General features: G+C 71.9%; 13 protein-coding genes. 6 read left to right on the plus strand and 7 right to left on the minus strand.

Annotation, left to right across the window (positions count from 1 at the left end; genetic code table 11):
- Nucleotides 1–123: 123 nt before the first annotated feature.
- Nucleotides 124–2,451, plus strand: a complete 2,328-nt coding sequence (locus tag IEZ24_RS06215; protein WP_207206707.1) for a bifunctional metallophosphatase/5'-nucleotidase — start codon at nt 124–126, stop codon at nt 2,449–2,451.
- A gap of 37 nt (nt 2,452–2,488) precedes the next feature.
- On the opposite strand, the gene IEZ24_RS06220 is transcribed toward IEZ24_RS06215, so the two are convergent.
- A complete protein-coding gene (locus tag IEZ24_RS06220) occupies nt 2,489–4,255 on the minus strand; it encodes a glycoside hydrolase family 15 protein (RefSeq protein ID WP_129453739.1) in 1,767 nt (588 codons plus the stop codon).
- An 18-nt stretch (nt 4,256–4,273) separates the two neighbouring features.
- On the opposite strand from IEZ24_RS06220, the gene IEZ24_RS06225 reads away from it, so the two are divergent.
- Both IEZ24_RS06225 and IEZ24_RS06230 read left to right on the plus strand, forming a co-directional pair.
- Complete coding sequence (locus IEZ24_RS06225) at nt 4,274–4,795, plus strand: CinA family protein (protein WP_129453740.1); 522 nt, start codon at nt 4,274–4,276, stop codon at nt 4,793–4,795.
- Between the two features lie 57 nt (nt 4,796–4,852).
- Nucleotides 4,853–5,164 carry a helix-turn-helix domain-containing protein gene (locus tag IEZ24_RS06230; RefSeq protein WP_129453741.1) on the plus strand — a complete coding sequence of 104 codons (312 nt, stop codon included), beginning with the start codon at nt 4,853–4,855 and terminating at the stop codon, nt 5,162–5,164.
- A gap of 9 nt (nt 5,165–5,173) precedes the next feature.
- Here the strand turns inward: IEZ24_RS06230 and IEZ24_RS06235 are convergent, their stop codons facing one another.
- Together IEZ24_RS06235 and IEZ24_RS06240 are read right to left on the minus strand one after the other, a co-directional pair.
- The gene (locus IEZ24_RS06235; protein ID WP_129453742.1) at nt 5,174–5,965 is read right to left on the minus strand and encodes a DNA-formamidopyrimidine glycosylase family protein; all 792 of its coding nucleotides are present in this window, start codon (nt 5,963–5,965) and stop codon (nt 5,174–5,176) included.
- Nucleotides 5,958–10,523, minus strand: coding sequence for an ATP-dependent helicase (locus IEZ24_RS06240; RefSeq protein ID WP_129453743.1), 4,566 nt, complete (start codon nt 10,521–10,523; stop codon nt 5,958–5,960). The genes IEZ24_RS06235 and IEZ24_RS06240 overlap by 8 nt, the downstream gene beginning before the upstream one ends.
- A gap of 146 nt (nt 10,524–10,669) precedes the next feature.
- Here IEZ24_RS06240 and IEZ24_RS06245 point away from each other — a divergent pair, with 146 nt between their 5' ends.
- The gene (locus IEZ24_RS06245; protein WP_129453744.1) at nt 10,670–10,897 is read left to right on the plus strand and encodes a hypothetical protein; all 228 of its coding nucleotides are present in this window, start codon (nt 10,670–10,672) and stop codon (nt 10,895–10,897) included.
- 4 nt (nt 10,898–10,901) lie between these two features.
- Here IEZ24_RS06245 and IEZ24_RS06250 read toward each other — a convergent pair whose 3' ends face one another.
- The gene (locus tag IEZ24_RS06250; protein ID WP_129453745.1) at nt 10,902–11,402 is read right to left on the minus strand and encodes a hemerythrin domain-containing protein; all 501 of its coding nucleotides are present in this window, start codon (nt 11,400–11,402) and stop codon (nt 10,902–10,904) included.
- Between the two features lie 517 nt (nt 11,403–11,919).
- Here IEZ24_RS06250 and IEZ24_RS06255 point away from each other — a divergent pair.
- The gene (locus IEZ24_RS06255; RefSeq protein WP_129453746.1) at nt 11,920–13,341 is read left to right on the plus strand and encodes an amidase family protein; all 1,422 of its coding nucleotides are present in this window, start codon (nt 11,920–11,922) and stop codon (nt 13,339–13,341) included.
- A 34-nt stretch (nt 13,342–13,375) separates the two neighbouring features.
- Here the strand turns inward: IEZ24_RS06255 and IEZ24_RS06260 are convergent, their stop codons facing one another.
- The 3 genes from IEZ24_RS06260 to IEZ24_RS06270 form a co-directional block, all read right to left on the minus strand.
- Nucleotides 13,376–13,924 carry a hypothetical protein gene (locus tag IEZ24_RS06260; protein ID WP_129453747.1) on the minus strand — a complete coding sequence of 183 codons (549 nt, stop codon included), beginning with the start codon at nt 13,922–13,924 and terminating at the stop codon, nt 13,376–13,378.
- Between the two features lie 184 nt (nt 13,925–14,108).
- Nucleotides 14,109–14,852, minus strand: a complete 744-nt coding sequence (locus IEZ24_RS06265; RefSeq protein WP_129453748.1) for a DsbA family protein — start codon at nt 14,850–14,852, stop codon at nt 14,109–14,111.
- A 35-nt stretch (nt 14,853–14,887) separates the two neighbouring features.
- Complete coding sequence (locus IEZ24_RS06270; protein WP_207206708.1) at nt 14,888–15,901, minus strand: class II glutamine amidotransferase; 1,014 nt, start codon at nt 15,899–15,901, stop codon at nt 14,888–14,890.
- Nucleotides 15,902–16,026: 125 nt separating this feature from the next.
- Between IEZ24_RS06270 and IEZ24_RS06275 the strand changes: the two genes are divergently transcribed.
- Complete coding sequence (locus tag IEZ24_RS06275; protein WP_224744926.1) at nt 16,027–17,679, plus strand: DEAD/DEAH box helicase; 1,653 nt, start codon at nt 16,027–16,029, stop codon at nt 17,677–17,679.
- Nucleotides 17,680–17,704: the final 25 nt, after the last annotated feature.

Here is a 17,704-nt window from a genome sequence, read left to right on the forward strand (position 1 = left end):
CGGTCATCCCTGCGGGGGTGACCGGGCCGTTCCGTTGATTTTCCGTCGTTCTACCGGTCTGGAGGCAAAGAATGTCGGGTTAGGGTGATGCGTCTCACTCACCCTGAACGGAAGGCCACCCTCGTGCCAGCATCACGAACCGGTCGCAGATTCGCGCTCGCGACGAGCCTGACGGGGCTGCTCGCAGCGCCGCTCGCCGTCGTCACCGCGGCGGCACCCGCCCACGCGGCACCAGTCGAGATCCAGATCCTCGGCACCAACGACTTCCATGGCCGCCTCCTCCCCAACGGGGCCGAGGCAGGCGCGGCCCAGTTCGCCGGTGCGGTCGAGCAGCTCCGCTCGGAGAACCCCAACACGATCTTCACGGCCGCGGGCGACCTCATCGGTGCCTCGACCTTCGACTCCTTCATCCAGAAGGACAAGCCGACTCTCGACGCGCTCAACGCAGCCGGGCTCGACGTGTCGGCGGCCGGCAACCACGAGTTCGACCAGGGATACAACGATCTGGTCAACCGCGTGATGGCGCCGTTCGACGCGACCGCCAACCCCTATGGCGGTGCCGAGTGGCAGTACATCGCCGCCAACGTGCGCAAGAAGTCCAACGGCTCCTACGCGCTGCCCGACATCACCTCGCGCACCCCGGACGTCAACGACGAGTCCGACGGCGGCACGTGGACCACCACGGTGGGCGGGGTCAAGGTCGGCTTCATCGGCGGCGTCACCGAGGAGCTGTCGTCGCTGGTCAGCCCGGCCGGCATCGCCGACGTCCAGGTCAGCAGCATCATCAACGAGACCAACGCGGCCGCCGACGCGCTCAAGGCCGACGGCGCCGACCTGGTGATCCTGCTCGTGCACGAGGGTGCGCCGACCACGTCGCTCGCGGCTGCGCAGAGCAACGACAACCCCTTCGGCCGCATCGTCAACGGTGTCGACAACGACGTCAGCGCGATCATCTCCGGCCACACCCACCTCGCCTACAACCACAACATCAACGGTCGTCCCGTGGTGTCGGCCGGCCAGTACGGCACCAACCTCAACAAGCTCGTCTTCACCGTCGACCCCGTCGCCGACACGGTGGCGCTGGACAGCCAGTCCATCGTCGCGGCGAGCAGCCTGTCGCTGACCGCCCCGAGCGCGGTGGCCAAGAAGGCCGAGGTCCAAGAGATCGTCGACGACGCCGTCGCCAAGGGCAACGTGCTCGGTGCCGTCGAGCTCGGCTCGATCGCCGGCCCGTTCGACCGCGCGAAGCTCGCCAACGGCACCACCGAGAACCGCGGTGGCGAGTCGACGCTCGGCAACCTCGTCGCGGAGGTGCAGCGCTGGGCGACCTCGACTCCCGAGGCCGGCGGCGCGCAGATCGCGTTCATGAACCCGGGCGGCCTGCGCGACGACATGCGCGGCAACCCGGGCGGCTACCCGGCGAAGGTGACCTACAAGCAGGCCGCCAACGTGCAGTCGTTCGCCAACACCCTGTTCAACATGAAGATGACCGGTGCTCAGATCAAGACGGTCCTCGAGCAGCAGTGGCAGACCAACCCCGGCGGTCCGACCCCGAGCCGGCCGTTCCTGCGGCTCGGCGTGTCCAAGGGCTTCTTCGTCACCTACGACACCACCCGCGCGGAGGGTGACCGGGTGACTGGCATGTGGCTCAACGGCAAGGCCATCGAGTCCGCCACCCAGTACTCGGTGACGGCCAACTCGTTCCTCGCGGCCGGCGGCGACAACTTCCGCGGGTTCACCCAGGCGACCGGCAAGCGCGACACCGGCAAGGTCGACCTCCAGGCGATGGTCGACTACATGGCGGCGTTCGCGAAGACCCCGCTGCCGGTCAACACCAACCAGCAGCACGTCAACGTCACCTGGCCGGCCGGTGCGCCGCGGTTCTACCGCCTCGGCCAGAACGTGGCACTGAGCCTGTCGTCCCTGGCCATGACCGGCCCGAGCGACCCGAAGGACGCCGCACTGGCCGTCAAGGTCGGCAACACCGTCCTCGCGTCCCAGCCGGTCGACAACACCCTCGGCACCGCCGTGTTCGACGACTACGGCAAGAGCGCGGTCTCGTTCAAGCTCAAGGGCAAGACGCGGACCGGCAAGCAGATGCTCACGTTCACCGGGCCCACCACCGGGACGACGTTCTCGCTGCCGATCGACGTGCGCAAGGCCAAGGGCGAGCTCAAGGCCCGCACCAAGCCCGGGCGGATCGTCAAGGGCGAGACCCGTACCCGCGTGAAGATCAAGGCCTCGGCACTCGGCATCAGCCCCGTGACCGGCAAGGTCATCGTCAAGGCCGGCGGCAAGAAGTACACCGTCAAGCTCAAGAAGGGCAAGGCGTTCGTCCGCCTCGCGAAGTTCGCCAAGGCGGGCAAGAAGCGGATCGTGGTGAAGTACGCCGGGAGCCGGAAGGTGCGCAGCACCAAGGAGGTCATCACGATCAGGGTGCGTCGCAACTGATCCCGTGACCGTGTGAGTCTCGCGGCCCTCGTCCTGCCTAGCGCAGGGCGAGGGCCGCCTGCACGAGTGCGAGGTGGCTGAACGCCTGCGGGAAGTTCCCGGCCATCCGCCCGTGCCGGTCGTCGTACTCCTCCGACAGCAGGCCGACGTCGTTGGCCAGGCCGCACAGCCGGTCCATCAGCTCGTGCGCCTCCTCGCGACGGCCGGCCGCCGCCAGCGCGGACACCAGCCAGAACGAGCACGCCAGGAACGGGTGCTCGTCGCCGGAGAGGCCGTCGACGCCGGTCTCCGTGCGGTAGCGCAGCAGCAGGCCGTCGGAGTCGAGGTCGGCCATCACCGCCTCGATCGTGCCGAGCACGCGCGGGTCGTCACCCGGCAGGAACCCGACGAGCGGGATGGTGAGCAGCGACGCGTCGACCGCGGTCGTGTCGTAGTGCTGGGTGAACGTCTGGCGATCCTCGTCGAAGCCCTTGTCGAGGATCTCCTCGCGCACGCGGTCGCGCAGGTCGCGCCAGCGCTCGACCGGACCGTCGAGCCCGTGCTGCTCGACGGCTCGAACCGCGCGGTCGAACGCGACCCACACCATCACGCGGGAGTGGGTGAAGTGCCGCTGCGGCCCGCGGATCTCCCACAGGCCGTTGTCGGGCTCGTCCCAGTGCTCGGCGAGCTCGTCGACGAGCGCGCGCTGCAGCGCCCACGAGTTGGGCGTCTCGTGCAGCCCTGCGGCCCGGGCGAGCTCGAGGGCGATCATCACCTCGCCCAGCACGTCGTTCTGCCGCTGCGACACGGCGCCGTTGCCGATGCGCACCGGCCTGCTGTCGGCGTACCCGGGCAGGTGGGGCAGCTCGCGCTCAGGGAGCTGGCGGCCGCCGTCCACGGTGTACATGATCTGGACGTCCGCCGGGTCGCCGGCAACCGCGCGCAGCAGCCAGCTGCGCCACTCCAGCGCCTCGCCGTCGTAGCCGGCGCCGAGGAGGGACTCGAGGGTGAGCGCTGCGTCGCGCAGCCAGCAGAACCGGTAGTCCCAATTGCGCTCGCCGCCGAAGTCCTCGGGCAGCGACGTCGTGGGGGCGGCGACGATGCCTCCCGTCTCGGCGTGCGTCATCAGCAGCAGCGTCACCAGGCTGCGGCGAACGAGGTCGGCGTGCGGGACGTCCTCGGGTGCGCGGGCGGACCACGCCCGCTGCCGGTCGGTCGTCGCGTCGATGCGCCCGTCGAAGCACAGCGGCACGGGCACGTCGCGCCACGAGCGGACCCACGTCATCGAGAACGTCGCCTCCTCGCCGGCCGTCAGGTCGAACTCCTCGGTGTGGTGGCCGTGCCGGCCGTGCGGCAGGTGCGGGCCGCGGAGCACGAACTTGTCCGGCCCCGCGACCGCGACCACCACCTCGTCGCCGTGCGCCTGCTCGCGGCTGACCCAGGGGCGCACCCGCCCGTAGTCGGTGCGCACCACCCAGTCGTGCCGGATGCGGACGGTCCCGCGCGTGCAGGTGAGGCGGCGTACGACGTCCGCGCGGCCGTCGCCGGTCGGCATCACGTCGAGCAGCACCACCTCGCCGTCGGCGGTGGTGAAGGTCGTCTCCAGCAGCGCGGTGCCGTCGACGTACCTGCGCCGCGTCGCCACCACCTCGTCGGCCGGGGCGAGCAGCCACCGCCCGTGCTCCTCGGTGCCGAGCAGCGCGGCGAAGCAGGCGGGGGAGTCGAAGCGCGGCAGGCACAGCCAGTCGATCGACCCGTCCTTCCCGACCAGGGCGGCCGTGCCGCGGTCGCCGATCAGGGCGTAGTCCTCGATGGGGAGAGCCATGCGGCTAGTGTCGCCGACATGTGGTCAGGAGGTGTCGAACCGACGGCGGAGGGCGTCCTCGAGGCGCTGGCCGGGCGTGGCGAGACGCTGGCGACCGCCGAGTCGCTGACCGGCGGCCTGCTCGCGGCCAGGCTCACCGACGTGCCGGGCGCGTCCCGCAGCTTCGTGGGTGGCGTGGTGTCGTACGCCACCCGCGTGAAGGTCGCGCTGCTCGACGTGCCGGTGGACGTCGTGGAGCGACACGGCGTCGTCTCGCAGGAGTGCGCGGTCGCGATGGCGCAGGGCGTACGCACGCGTCTGGACGCGACGTGGGGGCTTGCGACGACCGGTGTCGCCGGGCCCGACGGGCAGGACGGCCACCCGGTCGGCACCGTCTGGATCGCCGTCGCCGGCCCGTCCGGCGTGGCGTCCCGGCGGCTCGCACTGACGGGGGACCGACTCGCGATCCGGCAGGCGACGTGCGACGCCGTGCTGTCGGACCTGGCGGCCGGACTGGGCGATGTCGAGGTCTTCCGCCGGGAAGAAGGGGGCCTCGGGTAGCGTTGGGCCAGACGGCTTCCCCTCGCAACGGATCTCCCGAGAGTAAGGACCTCGCGCATGGTGCTCTTCCGACGACTGCTCGGTGACGTGCTGCGCAGTGCGCGGATGCAGCGCGGGATGACCCTCCGCGAGCTGTCGGCCGACGCACGCGTGAGCCTGGGCTACATCTCCGAGATCGAGCGCGGCCAGAAGGAAGCGTCCTCGGAGCTGCTCGCGTCGCTGTGCCAGGCGATGGACCTGCCGCTGTCCGACGTGCTGCGTGACGTCGCCGACGCGGTGGCGCTCGAGGAGGCCGCGATGGAGGTCGTGGCGAGCACTCCCATCACCGCCGCGCGTCCCGCGGGCGACGTCGTGGCCTCGGCCGCCTGACCTCCTGCTTCACCGCTCCGGCTGGCAGTTGGGGCACCAGTAGGCCGCGCGCTCGCGGCCCGGCTCGCCGAGCATCGTCACCGCCACGGGAGTCCGGCAACGGCGGCACGGGGACTTGTCGCGGCGGTAGACCCACATCCGCTCGCGCTCGCGCAGGTCGCCCGTGGTCGACTGGATGGCTCGCTCCTTGTTGACCTCGAGCATCTGCCGGCCGCGGCGCACCAGCCGCGGGAGCTGGTCGATCACCGAGACGGGGCTGGCCGGGTGGACGCCCATCGTGAAGCACAGCTCGGCCATGTACATGTTGCCGATGCCGGCGAGGTTGCGCTGGTCGAGCAGTGCCTGGCCGATCGGGCGGCCCGGCTCCGCGCGCAGGTTGGCCAGGGCGCGGTCCTCGTCCCAGTCGGGTCCCAGCAGGTCGGGTCCCAGGTGGGCGACCAGGTCGGCCTCGTGCTCGCGCGGCACCAGCTCGACGATGCCGAGCTGGAAGCCGACCGCCTTGCGGCCGTCGATGCCCAGCACCAGCCGGGCCTGCGTGTCGGGACGCCGCCACCGCTCGCCCTCGGGGTAGACGTGCCACGAGCCCTCCATCTTGAGGTGGGTGTGGACCGTCCAGGCGCGCTCGTGGTCGATGCGGGTGAGGATGTGCTTGCCGCGGGACAGGGAGCGGATGACGGTGCCCTCGCGGAGGTCGACCGTCGCGAGCGCGGGCACGCGGAAGTCGGTGAGCGTGAGTCGGTGGCCCGTGAGCGCGCGGTCGAGCTTGGCCGCCGCGCGGTAGACGGTGTCGCCCTCAGGCACGCAACCTCAGTCCCTTCGGTGTCGCGAGGAAGCCCGCTGCGGTGAGCGCCAACCGGATCGGGGTCTCGCCGCCGCTGCCGATCAGCGCCTGTCCGTCCGCCTTCTCGACGGTGAGCCGGCCCAGCGCCCCGCGGCGGGCCGCGTCGGCGAGGGCGACCATGGCCGGGGTGAGCACGTCGAGGTCCTCGCTCCAGGTGAGGAGCGTGCGGCCGCCGCGCTCGACGTAGACGGTGAGCGCGCCGTCCACCAGCACCACGAGGGCGCCCGCCTTGCGCCCCGGGCGGTGCCCGGTGCGCTCGGGGTCGCCGGCGTCGGGCCAGGGCAGCGCGGCACCGAAGACGTTGGCCGGGTCGGTGGCGGCGAGCGCGACCACGGACGGCTTCGTGCCGGGCTTGCCGCTCTCGGGCTCGGCGAAGGTGCGCAGCCGGTCGATGGCGCCGGCGCTGCCGAACTGCGCGGCGCCGAGGCCCTCGATGAAGTAGCCGCGTCGGCATCTGCCGGTGTCCTCGAAGGCGCTGAGCACCTTGTAGACCCCCGCGAAGCCGCCGGCCACGCGCTCGCTGACCACTGCACCACGGGTGACGACGCCGTGCCGCTCGAGGAGGTGCTCGGCGCGGGCGTGGGCGCGTCGGGTCGGGTCGCCGTCGCGCTCGGGCAGCAGCGCCCAGCGGCCCGCGGTCTCGGGAGGCCCGGTGCGGGCGGGCATCCGGCCCCCGGTGGTGCGCCCGAGTCGCGGAGGCGTACGGCGGGTGCGGTGGGAGGGCGTGCCGCTGCGGACGAGCGCGCGGAGGGGCGTGAGGGTGTCGTTGGTGACGAGGCCCTTCCAGACGAGCTCCCACAGCGCCGTGCTGAGGTCGGCGTCGCTCGTGGAGCCGACCCGGTCGGCGAGCTGGCGGAAGAACCACGCACCGCCCGGGTCGAGCGCGTCGAGGACGGCGCGTTGCAGGCCCTCGGGCTCGTCGCCCTCGACCTCGGGGAGCGTGAGGTGCGCCTGGTCGGCGAGGTGGAGGCTGACCCAGCCGTCGCTGCCCGGCAGCGGGGAGTGGCCGGTCCAGATGACCTCGCCGGAGGCGGTGAGCTCGTCGAGCATCGAGGGCTCGTAGTCGCGGACGCGGGCGGCGAGGACGAGGGGCTCGAGGGCGCTGGCCGGGACCGGGCAGCCGGCGAGCTGGTCGATCGCGGCGACCACGCCGTCGAGACCGCGCAGCGATCCGCCGACGCGTTGCCAGGCGGGCAGGAAGCGGGCGACGGCGTCGTGGCTGACCGGCTCGATCTCCTGGCGCAGCCGGGCGAGCGAGCGGCGGCGCAGCTTGCGCAGCACCTCGGCGTCGCACCACTCGGTGCCCGAGCCGGAGGGCCGGAACTCGCCGTCGAGGACGCGGCCGCGGTGCGCGAGCCGCTGGAGGGTCTGCCGGGCGACGGCCTCGCCGAGCCCGAGCCGGGTGGCGACCTCGGCGGTCGTGAACGGACCGTGGCTGCGGGCGTAGCGGGAGACCAGGTCGCCGAGCGGGTCCTCGGGGAGCTGGAGGAAGGCGTCGGGTGTGCCGACGGGGACGGGGACGCCGAGCCCGTCGCGCAGGCGGCCTACGTCCTCGATCGCACTCCAGCGGTCGTCGCCGGCCATGCGTACGGGGACGACCCGCCGGTCGAGCGATGCCAGCCAGCCCTCGACGTCGGCACCGTCGACCGATCGTGCGCGGACCTCCTCGACCGAGAGCGGACCGACCAGGCGCAACAGGTCGGCGACGGCCTCCGCGTTGCGGGCGCGGCGGTCGGGGGCGAGCCACTGCAGCTCGGCCTCGACCTCGGTGAGCACCTCGGGGTCGAGCAGCTCGCGCAGCTCGGCGCGACCGAGCAGCTCGGCGAGGAGGCCCTGGTCGAGGGAGAGTGCGGCGGCGCGACGCTCGGCGATGGGGGAGTCGCCCTCGTAGACGAACTGCGCGACGTAGCCGAAGAGCAGGCTGCGGGCGAAGGGGCTCGGCTGGGTCGTGGCGACGTCGACGACGGTGACCTCGCGGCGCTGCACACGACCGAGCAGGGCGACGAGCGCGGGCAGGTCGTAGACGTCCTGGAGGCACTCGCGCACCGCCTCGAGCACGATGGGGAAGGCGGGGTACTGGGACGCGACCTCGAGGAGCTGGGCGCTGCGCTGGCGCTGCTGCCACAGCGGGCTGCGGCGGCCGGGGTCGCGGCGGGGGAGCAGCAGGGCGCGGGCGGCGCACTCGCGGAAGCGGCTGGCGAACAGCGCCGACCCGCCGACCTCCTGGGTGACGAGCTGCTCGATCTCCTCGGGCTCGAAGACGATGACCTCGCCGGTCGGCGGCTCGGCGTCGGTGTCGGGGATGCGGATGACGATGCCGTCGTCGGAGGCGACGGCCTGCCCGTCGACGTCGAAGCGCTCGCGCAGGCGGGCGTTGATCGCCAGCGCCCACGGCGCGTGGACGGGCGTGCCGTAGGGGGAGTGGACGACGAGGCGCCAGTCGCCGAGCTCGTCGCGGAAGCGCTCGACGACGACCTGGGTGTCGTTGGGCACGACCTGGGTCGCCTCGCGCTGCTCGCCGAGGTAGGTGACGAGGTTGGTGGCGGCGTACTCGTCGAGGCCGCGCTCGCGGACCTGGGCGATGGCCTTCTGCGGGGGCTTGCCCGCCAGCTCGCGGGTGAAGGCGCCGACCGCGGCACCGAGCTCGGCCGGACGGCCGAGGGAGTCGCCCTTCCAGAAGGGGAGGCGGCCGGGGATGCCGGGCGCCGGGGTGACGAGGACCCGGTCGTGCGTGATGTCCTCGATGCGCCAGCTGGTGGCGCCGAGGGCGAAGACGTCGCCCACCCGCGACTCGTAGACCATCTCCTCGTCGAGCTCTCCGACGCGACTGGCCTTCTCGCCGACGAGGAACACGCCGAACAGGCCGCGGTCGGGGATGGTGCCGCCGCTGGTGACGGCGAGGCGCTGGGCGCCCGGGCGGCCCGTGAGCGTGCCGGTGACGCGGTCCCACACGATGCGCGGTCGCAGCTCTGCGAACTCGTCGCTGGGGTAGCGCCCGCTCAGCAGGTCGAGGGTGGCGTCGTAGGCGGAGCGGGGGAGCTGGGTGTAGGAGGCGGCGCGGGTGACGAGGGAGAAGAGCTCGTCGACGTCCCACTCCTCCATCGCGAGCGCCGCCACCACCTGCTGGGCGAGGACGTCGAGGGGGTTGGCGGGGATCGCCATCTTCTCGATGGCGCCCGAACGCATCCGCTCGACCGAGACGGCCGTCTGGGCGAGGTCGCCGCGGTGCTTGGGGAACAGCACGCCGCGGCTCACCTCGCCGACCTGGTGACCGGCTCGGCCGACGCGCTGGAGGGCGCTGGCGACGCTGGGCGGCGACTCGATCTGGATGACGAGGTCGACCGAGCCCATGTCGATGCCGAGCTCGAGGCTGCTGGTGGCGACGACGCAGGGGAGGCGGCCGCGCTTGAGGTCGTCCTCGATGATCGCCCGCTGCTCCTTGGAGACCGAGCCGTGGTGGGCCTTGGCGATGATCGCCTCGGCGCCGCTGCTCTGCCCGGACTGCGCCATCACCTGGGCCGGCGGCCTGCCAGCACCCTCGGTGGTCGAGACGTGAGTGGAGCGAGCCTCGAGACCGCCCACGCCGTCTGCCGCCCGCGCCTCCGCCCGCTCGCCCGCGATCTCGTTGAGCCGGGCGGTGAGCCGCTCGGCGAGGCGACGCGAGTTGGCGAAGACGATGGTCGAGCGGTGCTGCTCGACGAGGTCGACGACGTGTTCCTCGACGTGCGGCCAGATGCTGGTCGACCGGCCGGGGTCGCCGGACTCCTCGTCGTACTCCTCGGGCATCGTCATGTCCTCGACGGGCACGACGACGCGCAGGTCCCACTCCTTGGTGCTGGGCGGGGCGACGATCTCGACCGGCTGGGTGCCGCCGAGGAACCGGGCGACCTCCTCGAGGGGGCGTACGGTCGCGCTGAGGCCGATGCGCTGTGCCGGCTCGTCGAGCAGGTGGTCGAGCCGCTCGAGGCTGATGCCGAGGTGGGCGCCGCGCTTGGTGCCGGCCACGGCGTGCACCTCGTCGATGATCACCGTGTCGACGCCGCGCAGCGTCTCGCGCGCCTGGCTGGTGAGCATGAGGAAGAGCGACTCGGGCGTGGTGATGAGGATGTCGGGCGGGGTGGTGCCGAGCTTGCGACGGTCGGCGGGGCTGGTGTCGCCCGAGCGCAGGCCGACGGTGACGTCGGGGACCGTGGCCTCGAGCCGCTCGGCGGTGTTGCGGATGCCGGTGAGCGGGGCCCGCAGGTTGCGCTCGACGTCGACGCCGAGCGCCTTGAGCGGGGAGATGTAGAGGACGCGGGTGCGCCTGGACTTGTCGTCGGGCCGCTCGGTGCTGAGCAGCCGGTCGATGGCGTGGAGGAAGGCGCTCAGCGTCTTGCCGCTGCCGGTCGGCGCGACGACGAGCGCGTTCTTGCCGGCGGCGATGGCGTCCCACGCCCCGTCCTGCGCCGGTGTGGGGCTCGCGAACGATGCCTCGAACCACGCGCGGGTGGGCGCGCTGAAGCGGTCGAGGGCGGTCATGCCCTGCAGTCTGTCACTCGGGTCCGACACCGACCCCGCCCCGAAGGCGGGTGGTCGGCGACGGTCGTGACTGCTGCGCGCTACCAAATCGGGCATGTTCAGCGCGCCGAGGCGGCGTGACGGTCCGCGGGATGCACCCTGAACGGATGACAGCGTTCGCACTCGACGAGACAGCCACGGTCATCCGTGAGCTGGCGCTGGTCGCGGACGTCTTCGCCCTGCGCGCCCAGGAGCAGGAGGCCTGTCGCGACCGTGCCCAGCCGGGCTCGGCCGTGCAGCACCGACACGCGCACTCGGCGACCCTGTGGCGCCAGGCGGAGAACAGCCTCAGGGTGCGGATCAGTGAGCTGGCGACGGCGCCGGCGACGAGGTGACGGGCTACTTCACGACGGCGTCGATGGTCTTCTTCAGGGCGCTCGGTGCGGCTGGGGTGCGAGGCGCCCTGGCCTTGGCCTCAGCCATCTCCGCGCCGATCTCCTGGAGCTGCTTGCGGCCCAGGCCTTCGCGGACCTGGGGGAACCACTCCTTCTCCTCCTCCTCGATGTGATGACGCACGTTCTCGATCAGCACCGTGGTCTTGGCGGTGAAGCGCTCGGCATCAGGCTTCATCGCGACCAGCTCCATGACGAGGACGTCGGCGACGTGATGCTCCTCGTAGGACTCGAGCACGTCGTCCTCGAGCTCGGGCAGCAGCTCCCGCACCCGGGGGTACATGACCTCGTTCTCGATGTAGGTGTGGACGGTCAGGAGCTCGATCATGCGGTTGACCAGCTGGCCCTTGCGCACGTGTGCGTCCGGACCGAGCTTCTCGAAGTCCTTGAACGTCTTGAGAATTTCCTTGTGGTCGTTCTTCAACAGCACGATGGCGTCGGTGGACATGTGAACCTCTCGGGTCGGTCGGCAAGGGCGGCTGCCCAGCCGGTTCCAGTGTCCTTGGACTTCGGGTGTGCCGCCCCACCCGACGAGGGGGTGCGAAGCGTGCATCCAGCCGCCACCTGTCGGCGAAGGGTCGCCTGCGGGTGCTCCGGTCGAGGTGGACCCGGCCGGGCGTGCGAGGGGGCATCGCGCCGGCCGGACCCTGCGCGGCCGTAGCCGATGCTGACCTCGGCCGGCTCGCGCGTTCGTGGTGTGACTGGACGCCTCTGCGGGCGCCTGGGATCGGGCTGGGAGGTGGCGCTCGCCAGCCCCCCAGGCCCGGCGATGCTCCCCCTCAACCCCTGCTCTGGACGCTACGCCTGAGCCGTGGGACCCGACAGGCCACGGGATCGAACTTCGCCGGTAGGGGTGAGGCAGGGCTAGACCACCCGCACGAGCGCACGCTCCGACCGTCCGGGAGCTCGGGTTGCAGGCGGGTGCGACGGGCTCGGCGCCATGGCATCTGGGGCAGACTCCGGCCATGGTGTCGTCTCCGGTCCCCGGCAGCGCCCGCTCGGCAGTGGAGCAGCTGCTCGACCGCATCGAGGCGGTCGAACCGCTGGTCAATGCCGTGTGCACGCTCCACCCGGGTGCGCTGGCGCAGGCGGAGCGGTTGGACCGTGAGGCCGCCGCCGGAGGCGTTCGGGGCCCGCTCCACGGACGTGCCGTGCTGGTCAAGGACAACATCGACACCCATGACCTGACGACCACCGCGGGCTCGCTCGCGCTTGCCGACGCGCCGCCGCCCAGCCGGGACGCGCCGCTCGTGCAGCGCCTTCGTGACGCCGGCATGGTCGTCCTGGGCAAGGCGAATCTCTCCGAGTGGGCCAACATCCGCGACGAGTCGTCGACGTCGGGCTGGAGCGCGTACGGCGGGTTGACCCGGAACCCGTACGGGCTCAACCGGTCCGCGGGAGGTTCCAGCTCTGGCAGCGGCGCCGCGGTCGCGGCCGGGCTCGCTCCCTTCGCCGTCGGCACCGAGACGGACGGATCGATCAGCTGTCCCGCGGCCTTCAACGGGTGCGTCGGCATCAAGCCGACCGTGGGCACCGTCCCCACCACCGGCGTGGTGCCCATCTCGCGCTCGCAGGACTCGCCGGGGCCGATGGCGATGACGGTTCGTGACGCTGCGTCGCTGCTGACGGTGCTCGCCGCGGGCGGCACTGACTACGCCGAGCACGCCGTGTCGGGTCGGCTTGCGGGCAAGCGGATCGGGGTGCCGCGCACGACGTACTGGGGCTACTCCCCGCACGCGGACGCCGCCGCTGAGCGGGCGCTGACGCTGCTCGCCGCCGAGGGCGCCACGATCGTCGACAACACCGACCTGCCGGTGCTCGGGGACGACGTGGGCGAGGACGAGCTGCTCGTGCTGCTGGCCGAGTTCCGCTCGGGCGTTGCGGACTACCTCGCAACCCGCGGCGGCGACGTGCCCCGCACCCTGCGCGACATCGTCGACTTCAACCGTGCGAACGCCGGGACGGAGCTCGCACACTTCGGCCAGTCGCTCTTCGAGAAGGCGCTGGCGGGCCCGGGTGACGGCAGCGCCGAGCACGTCGCCGCGCGCGCCAGGGGCCTCGCGGCCACCCGCAGCGGCGGCATCGACCAGGTGCTCCGGGAGCATGCGCTGGACGCGCTGGTCACGCCGTCCTACCCGCCCGCGAACCCGATCGACCTCGTCAACGCCGAGTGGTCCGCCGGCGCGTGCACCGGGCCCACCGCGATCGCCGGCTATCCGCTGGTCACGGTCCCGACCGAGCTCGCCGCCGGCCTGCCGGTGGCCGTGTCGTTCTGGGGCACCGGCGGCAGCGAGGCGGCGCTGATCGAGATCGCGCACGGCTACGAGTCGGCACGGAACCGGTCGAGCGGCCCCCTCGCCGCTCCGACCTTCCCCACGTTCGTCTGAGCGCGAACGATCCACGCGCCTCGGCGAGGGGCGGTCACCCGACGTGCACCGCTGCAGGTCCGGCCGGCAGGTCGTACGAGTGCCGCCCGGCGTCGCCGCCGAGATTCATCATGACGTGGTGCGCGAGTCGTGCGGTCGCCGGCGCCGAGGACAGGTTCTGGCACGCGTACAGCCGACTGGACCACGCGTCGGGACGCTGGTGACGGGTGCGGATGGCAAGCAGCTCGCGTGGTCCCCACCCTTGCGCAGGTCTTCCGCCGGGTGGGGTGACCAGCTCGAGGGCGTCCCACTGTCCCATCCACAGCTTCATCTGCAGGTCGAGGGCGGCGGACAGGAGATCGGGGTCCTCGTCGACGACCAGCATCCGGTGGTGCAACCGGTACCGGTACGGCCGGCGTCGGGTGCGGGTCACGCCGGCGCGAGCCGCGGCGAGGTCGAGGTCGATCGCGCAGGCACTGGGATCCTGCAGCCGGGTGGCACACAGACGTGCGGCGCTCGCCCAGTCACCGGCTGCGACGTCCGACAGGGCGTCGAGGGCGGGCGCGAGAAGTCGTGCTCCGGGATGCGTGATGGCGATCGCCATGTCAACCCTCCTCACCACTCCAGTGCCGGACCACGTCACGCTGCAAGCGCTCGCCAGCGGGTGTACGCACAAGCCTTCGGCGCCACTCGCAGGGCGACGCTGGATGTGCGCGCATTTCCCGTGAACCGGTGATGAGGGGATGGATTTCTGCGCGCAGGGGGTCGTCACGTCGGCCATTCGAGGGTCACGAGCCGCGTTCACTCCTCTGTCGGCGGCTGCCACCGTGCCAGTCCTCCTGCTTGCCGACAGCTCCGGGCTCCACCCCGAACCCGACCAGCTGCGGCCTCTCGCGCAGGCTGCGCTTGAGCTCGGCGAAGCCGGGGAAGCGGGCCAGGCCGACCACGTGGTCCCAGAGCTCCCCGGCCTGGTCGGGCGCTGGGAGCCGGCTGATCACAGGGCCGAAGAACGCCACCCCGTCCGGCGGCTCGAAGTGGATGATCGGCGTACCGACGTCCTTGCCGGTCAGCGCGAGTGCCTCGTCGCCGTCCGCGCGGATCGCGTCGTCCCAGGACGTGTCGTCGAGGGCGTCGGCGAGGTCGGTGGGCAGACCGACCTCGCGCAGGACGGGCTCGAGGAACTCGCGCGTGCCGTGCCGGTGGTCGGTCGTCTCCTCGTCCGTGGCCTCGACGGGTGGGGTGTCGAAGATGTGGGCCCCGAGCGTGGCCTGCAGGGTGTCGACGGCCTCGGCGCCGTGCTCCTGACGCGCCCGGGCGACGGCGCGCAACAGGCGCAGGCCGGCGGTGTGACCGGCCTCGTACTCGGGCGGGAAGTGGGCGTCGTAGTCGATGTGCTCGTTGATCAGCCGCAGCGAGATGAAGCGCCAGTCCACCGACAGGTCGCGCTCGGCCTGCACCATCCGGATCCACTTGCTCGTCAGCCAGCAGAAGGGGCACACCGGATCGAAGTAGAAGCGGAGGTCGGATGCCATGGATCGAGACTAGGACCCGGACCCGCGTGTAGCGCCTAGACCTTCAGGCGGTCGACCCTCCGGGTGACGCGCTCGCCCTTCTTCTCGAGGAACACGATCTGGCCGAACTCGACGGACGACCAGCCGTCGTCGTTCTCGGTCAGGGCCTCCGAGGCGAAGATGGCGGCCGTCGCCTCCTGCTCGTCGCACGCCTCGAAGTCGTAGGACGTGTCTGCCTTCTCGACGTGTCGTCCCATCAGCATGTACATCGGCTCCAGCAGCATCGAGAGGGCGAAGTCGTCCGTGCCCGGACCGGCCTCCCGCAGCTTCTTCCAGTCGCCGGCCGGGTCGGTCTCGCCGTGGTGCCCGAGACCGACGTTGACCCCGATGATCCGGCTCGGCGACACCAGGGCCATCTTCATCTTGGTCAGGGCAGGGAGGTCGAGCTCCTTCATCGCGCGAGCGATGAGTCCGACCATCTCCTCGATCGCGCGTTGGACGTCCTCGTCGCTGTCGCCGTCGAGCAACGAGAGCAGGAGCGCGTAGAGGAACTCCGTGTCGGTCGTGCCCCGCATCTGCTCGAGGTACCTGTCCTCGCAGTGCTGCAGCAGCTCCCTCTGCAGGAGCATCCAGTTCGGCATGTCACCGTTCTGGGCCATGATCCAGGGGGTCTCGTCGAAGGAGAACGGGTGGCAGTTCTCGTCGACCATGACGACCTTCGAGTCGTAGCTGGCGGCTCGCACGTGGCCGAGCACCGTGCTCGCCTGGAGGCTCGGGATCATGCGCTTGGCGTTGTCGTCGTAGAACGCAGCCATGGGCCGGCGATAGATGAAGGGATCCTCCGGCTCGAGCAGGTGCTCGCTCCAGGCGCCGAACCCCCAGCCCGCCAGGTGGAGGTCCGGATAGCGCTCAGGGTCGAGGGCCTGGTTGACCAGGCTGTTCGACGGTGTGAGCAGCAGGCTCTCGAGAGGGATCTCGGGTCCGATGTAGGCGAGCACGCGGCACATGGGTTTCCTCCACGGGTAGCGGTGGCGACCGACGGCCACGAGCGTCGCCACCCTATGGGTCATGGGCGAGCCGGGGCCGTTGTGGCGCCAAACCCCGATAGCGTCCGCGGGTGGCCAGTCGTCGACGCTCCCACCCTCGTCGGGGCGGCACGGCCCCGCGCCGGGGCGGGACGCGTCAGCAACGACCGTTGCCTGCCGTCGGGCCGGGGGAGCGGCTGTGGGTGCTCGACGTCCCGTACGGGACGCAGGTCGACGGCGCCACCTGGCACCCCGCCGTCAAGACCCACCTGTACGTCGGCCGCGCCCTGCCCGCGCCCCTCGCGCCGTACTCGCCGGGGCCCTACACGCTGGGTCGGTTCCTCGAGAACACCCTCAATCCCGACCATCCGACGCCCGACCCCGAGCCCACGGACGAGCTCGAACCCCGGCGGATCCAGTTCGAGGCAGCTGATGCGATCGCGGCGCGCGCCGCGGCGGGCGGACGGCAGTTCCTGCTCGCCGACGAGCCCGGGGTGGGCAAGACGATCTCCGCGGTGCTCGGGGCCACGGCGGTGGGCGACCTCCGCGGTGCGCGCCGGGTGCTCGTGGTGGCCGACCGACCTGCCGCGATCACGATCGGCCACTGGTGCCGCACCATCGCCGCGCTGGGGCACGGCGGCCTGGAGTGGGTCGTGATCACGTGGGACCGGCTGGAGAAGGTCAAGGACCACGTCTGGGACGTGATCATCGCGGACGAGGCCCACGCCCTGCGGCGTACGACGACGAAGCGGTGGAAGCTCTGGGCGCGGATCTCGGGACACGGGCGGCCGCACGACCAGGCGCCGTTCGTCATCGCGACCACCGCGACTCCGGGACACACCCCGCTCGAGCTGCCCTACCTCGCCCCGGCGTACGCGCAGGTGCTGGGGGAGTCGATGAAGGAGTGGTCCTCGGCGACGCGACCCGGGGATGCGTTCGCCACCGCGCTCGAGCGCCACGGTGTCGGGGTCGAACGGGGACGGTACGGCGCGACGTGGACCACCGACCCGGCGCGGCGCGCTGCGGACCTCAAGCTCGTCCGCAGCTGGCTCGACGAGGAGCGGCCCGCGGCGATGCTGCACCGGGCCGCCCCGTGGGGGCCGGTGCCGATCTCCGGGATGCCCGTGACGCTCACGCCGGCGGAGCGAACGGCGTACGAGGCCGAGTGGGGAGAGTTCTGTCGCGAGATGGACATCGCACGGCGCGGTCGCAACACGGCCAAGGGGCGGGCCGCGCTCCTGCGCTTCCGGCAGAAGGCCGGGCTCATCCGCGTCGACTCGACGGTCGCCTGGATCGCACAACAGGTCGAGGCGGAGCGACAGGTGGCGTGCTCGGTCGAGTTCGTCGCGACCGCCGCCGACCCCATCGCCGACCGGCTGCGCGACAGCGGCATCGAGGTCGCCACGATCTACGGCCGCGACCGGTTCGACCCGGAGGCCGAGCGGCTCCGGTTCCAGACCGGTCAGGCCAGGGTGTGCGTCTTCACCACGGTCGCCTCGATCAGCCTGCACGCCGGCGAGACCCTGGCCGACGGCCGCCGCGCGAGCACGGAGCCACGGGTCGGGGTGTTCCACCAGGCACGCTTCTCCGGCATCGCCGGACGGCAGGTGACCGGCCGCACGCACCGTGACCACCAGGTCTCACCGTGGCACGTCGCGTACGCCGAGGGCACCGTCGAGGAGCAGGTCGGCAAGGTGATGGTGGAGCGCATCGCCGCGGCCTCCGACACGGTCGGTGGCGACACCACCGGTCTCGCCGACCTCGCCCAGCTCCTCGGAGCCGACTGGCTGCCGGTCACGGCCATGACGGAGGACGGCGCCTGACTCGGCTCGTCGCGAACGACCGACG

Origin of the sequence: Nocardioides ganghwensis, assembly GCF_014779655.1 — a bacterium.
Lineage (GTDB): Bacteria > Actinomycetota > Actinomycetes > Propionibacteriales > Nocardioidaceae > Nocardioides > Nocardioides ganghwensis.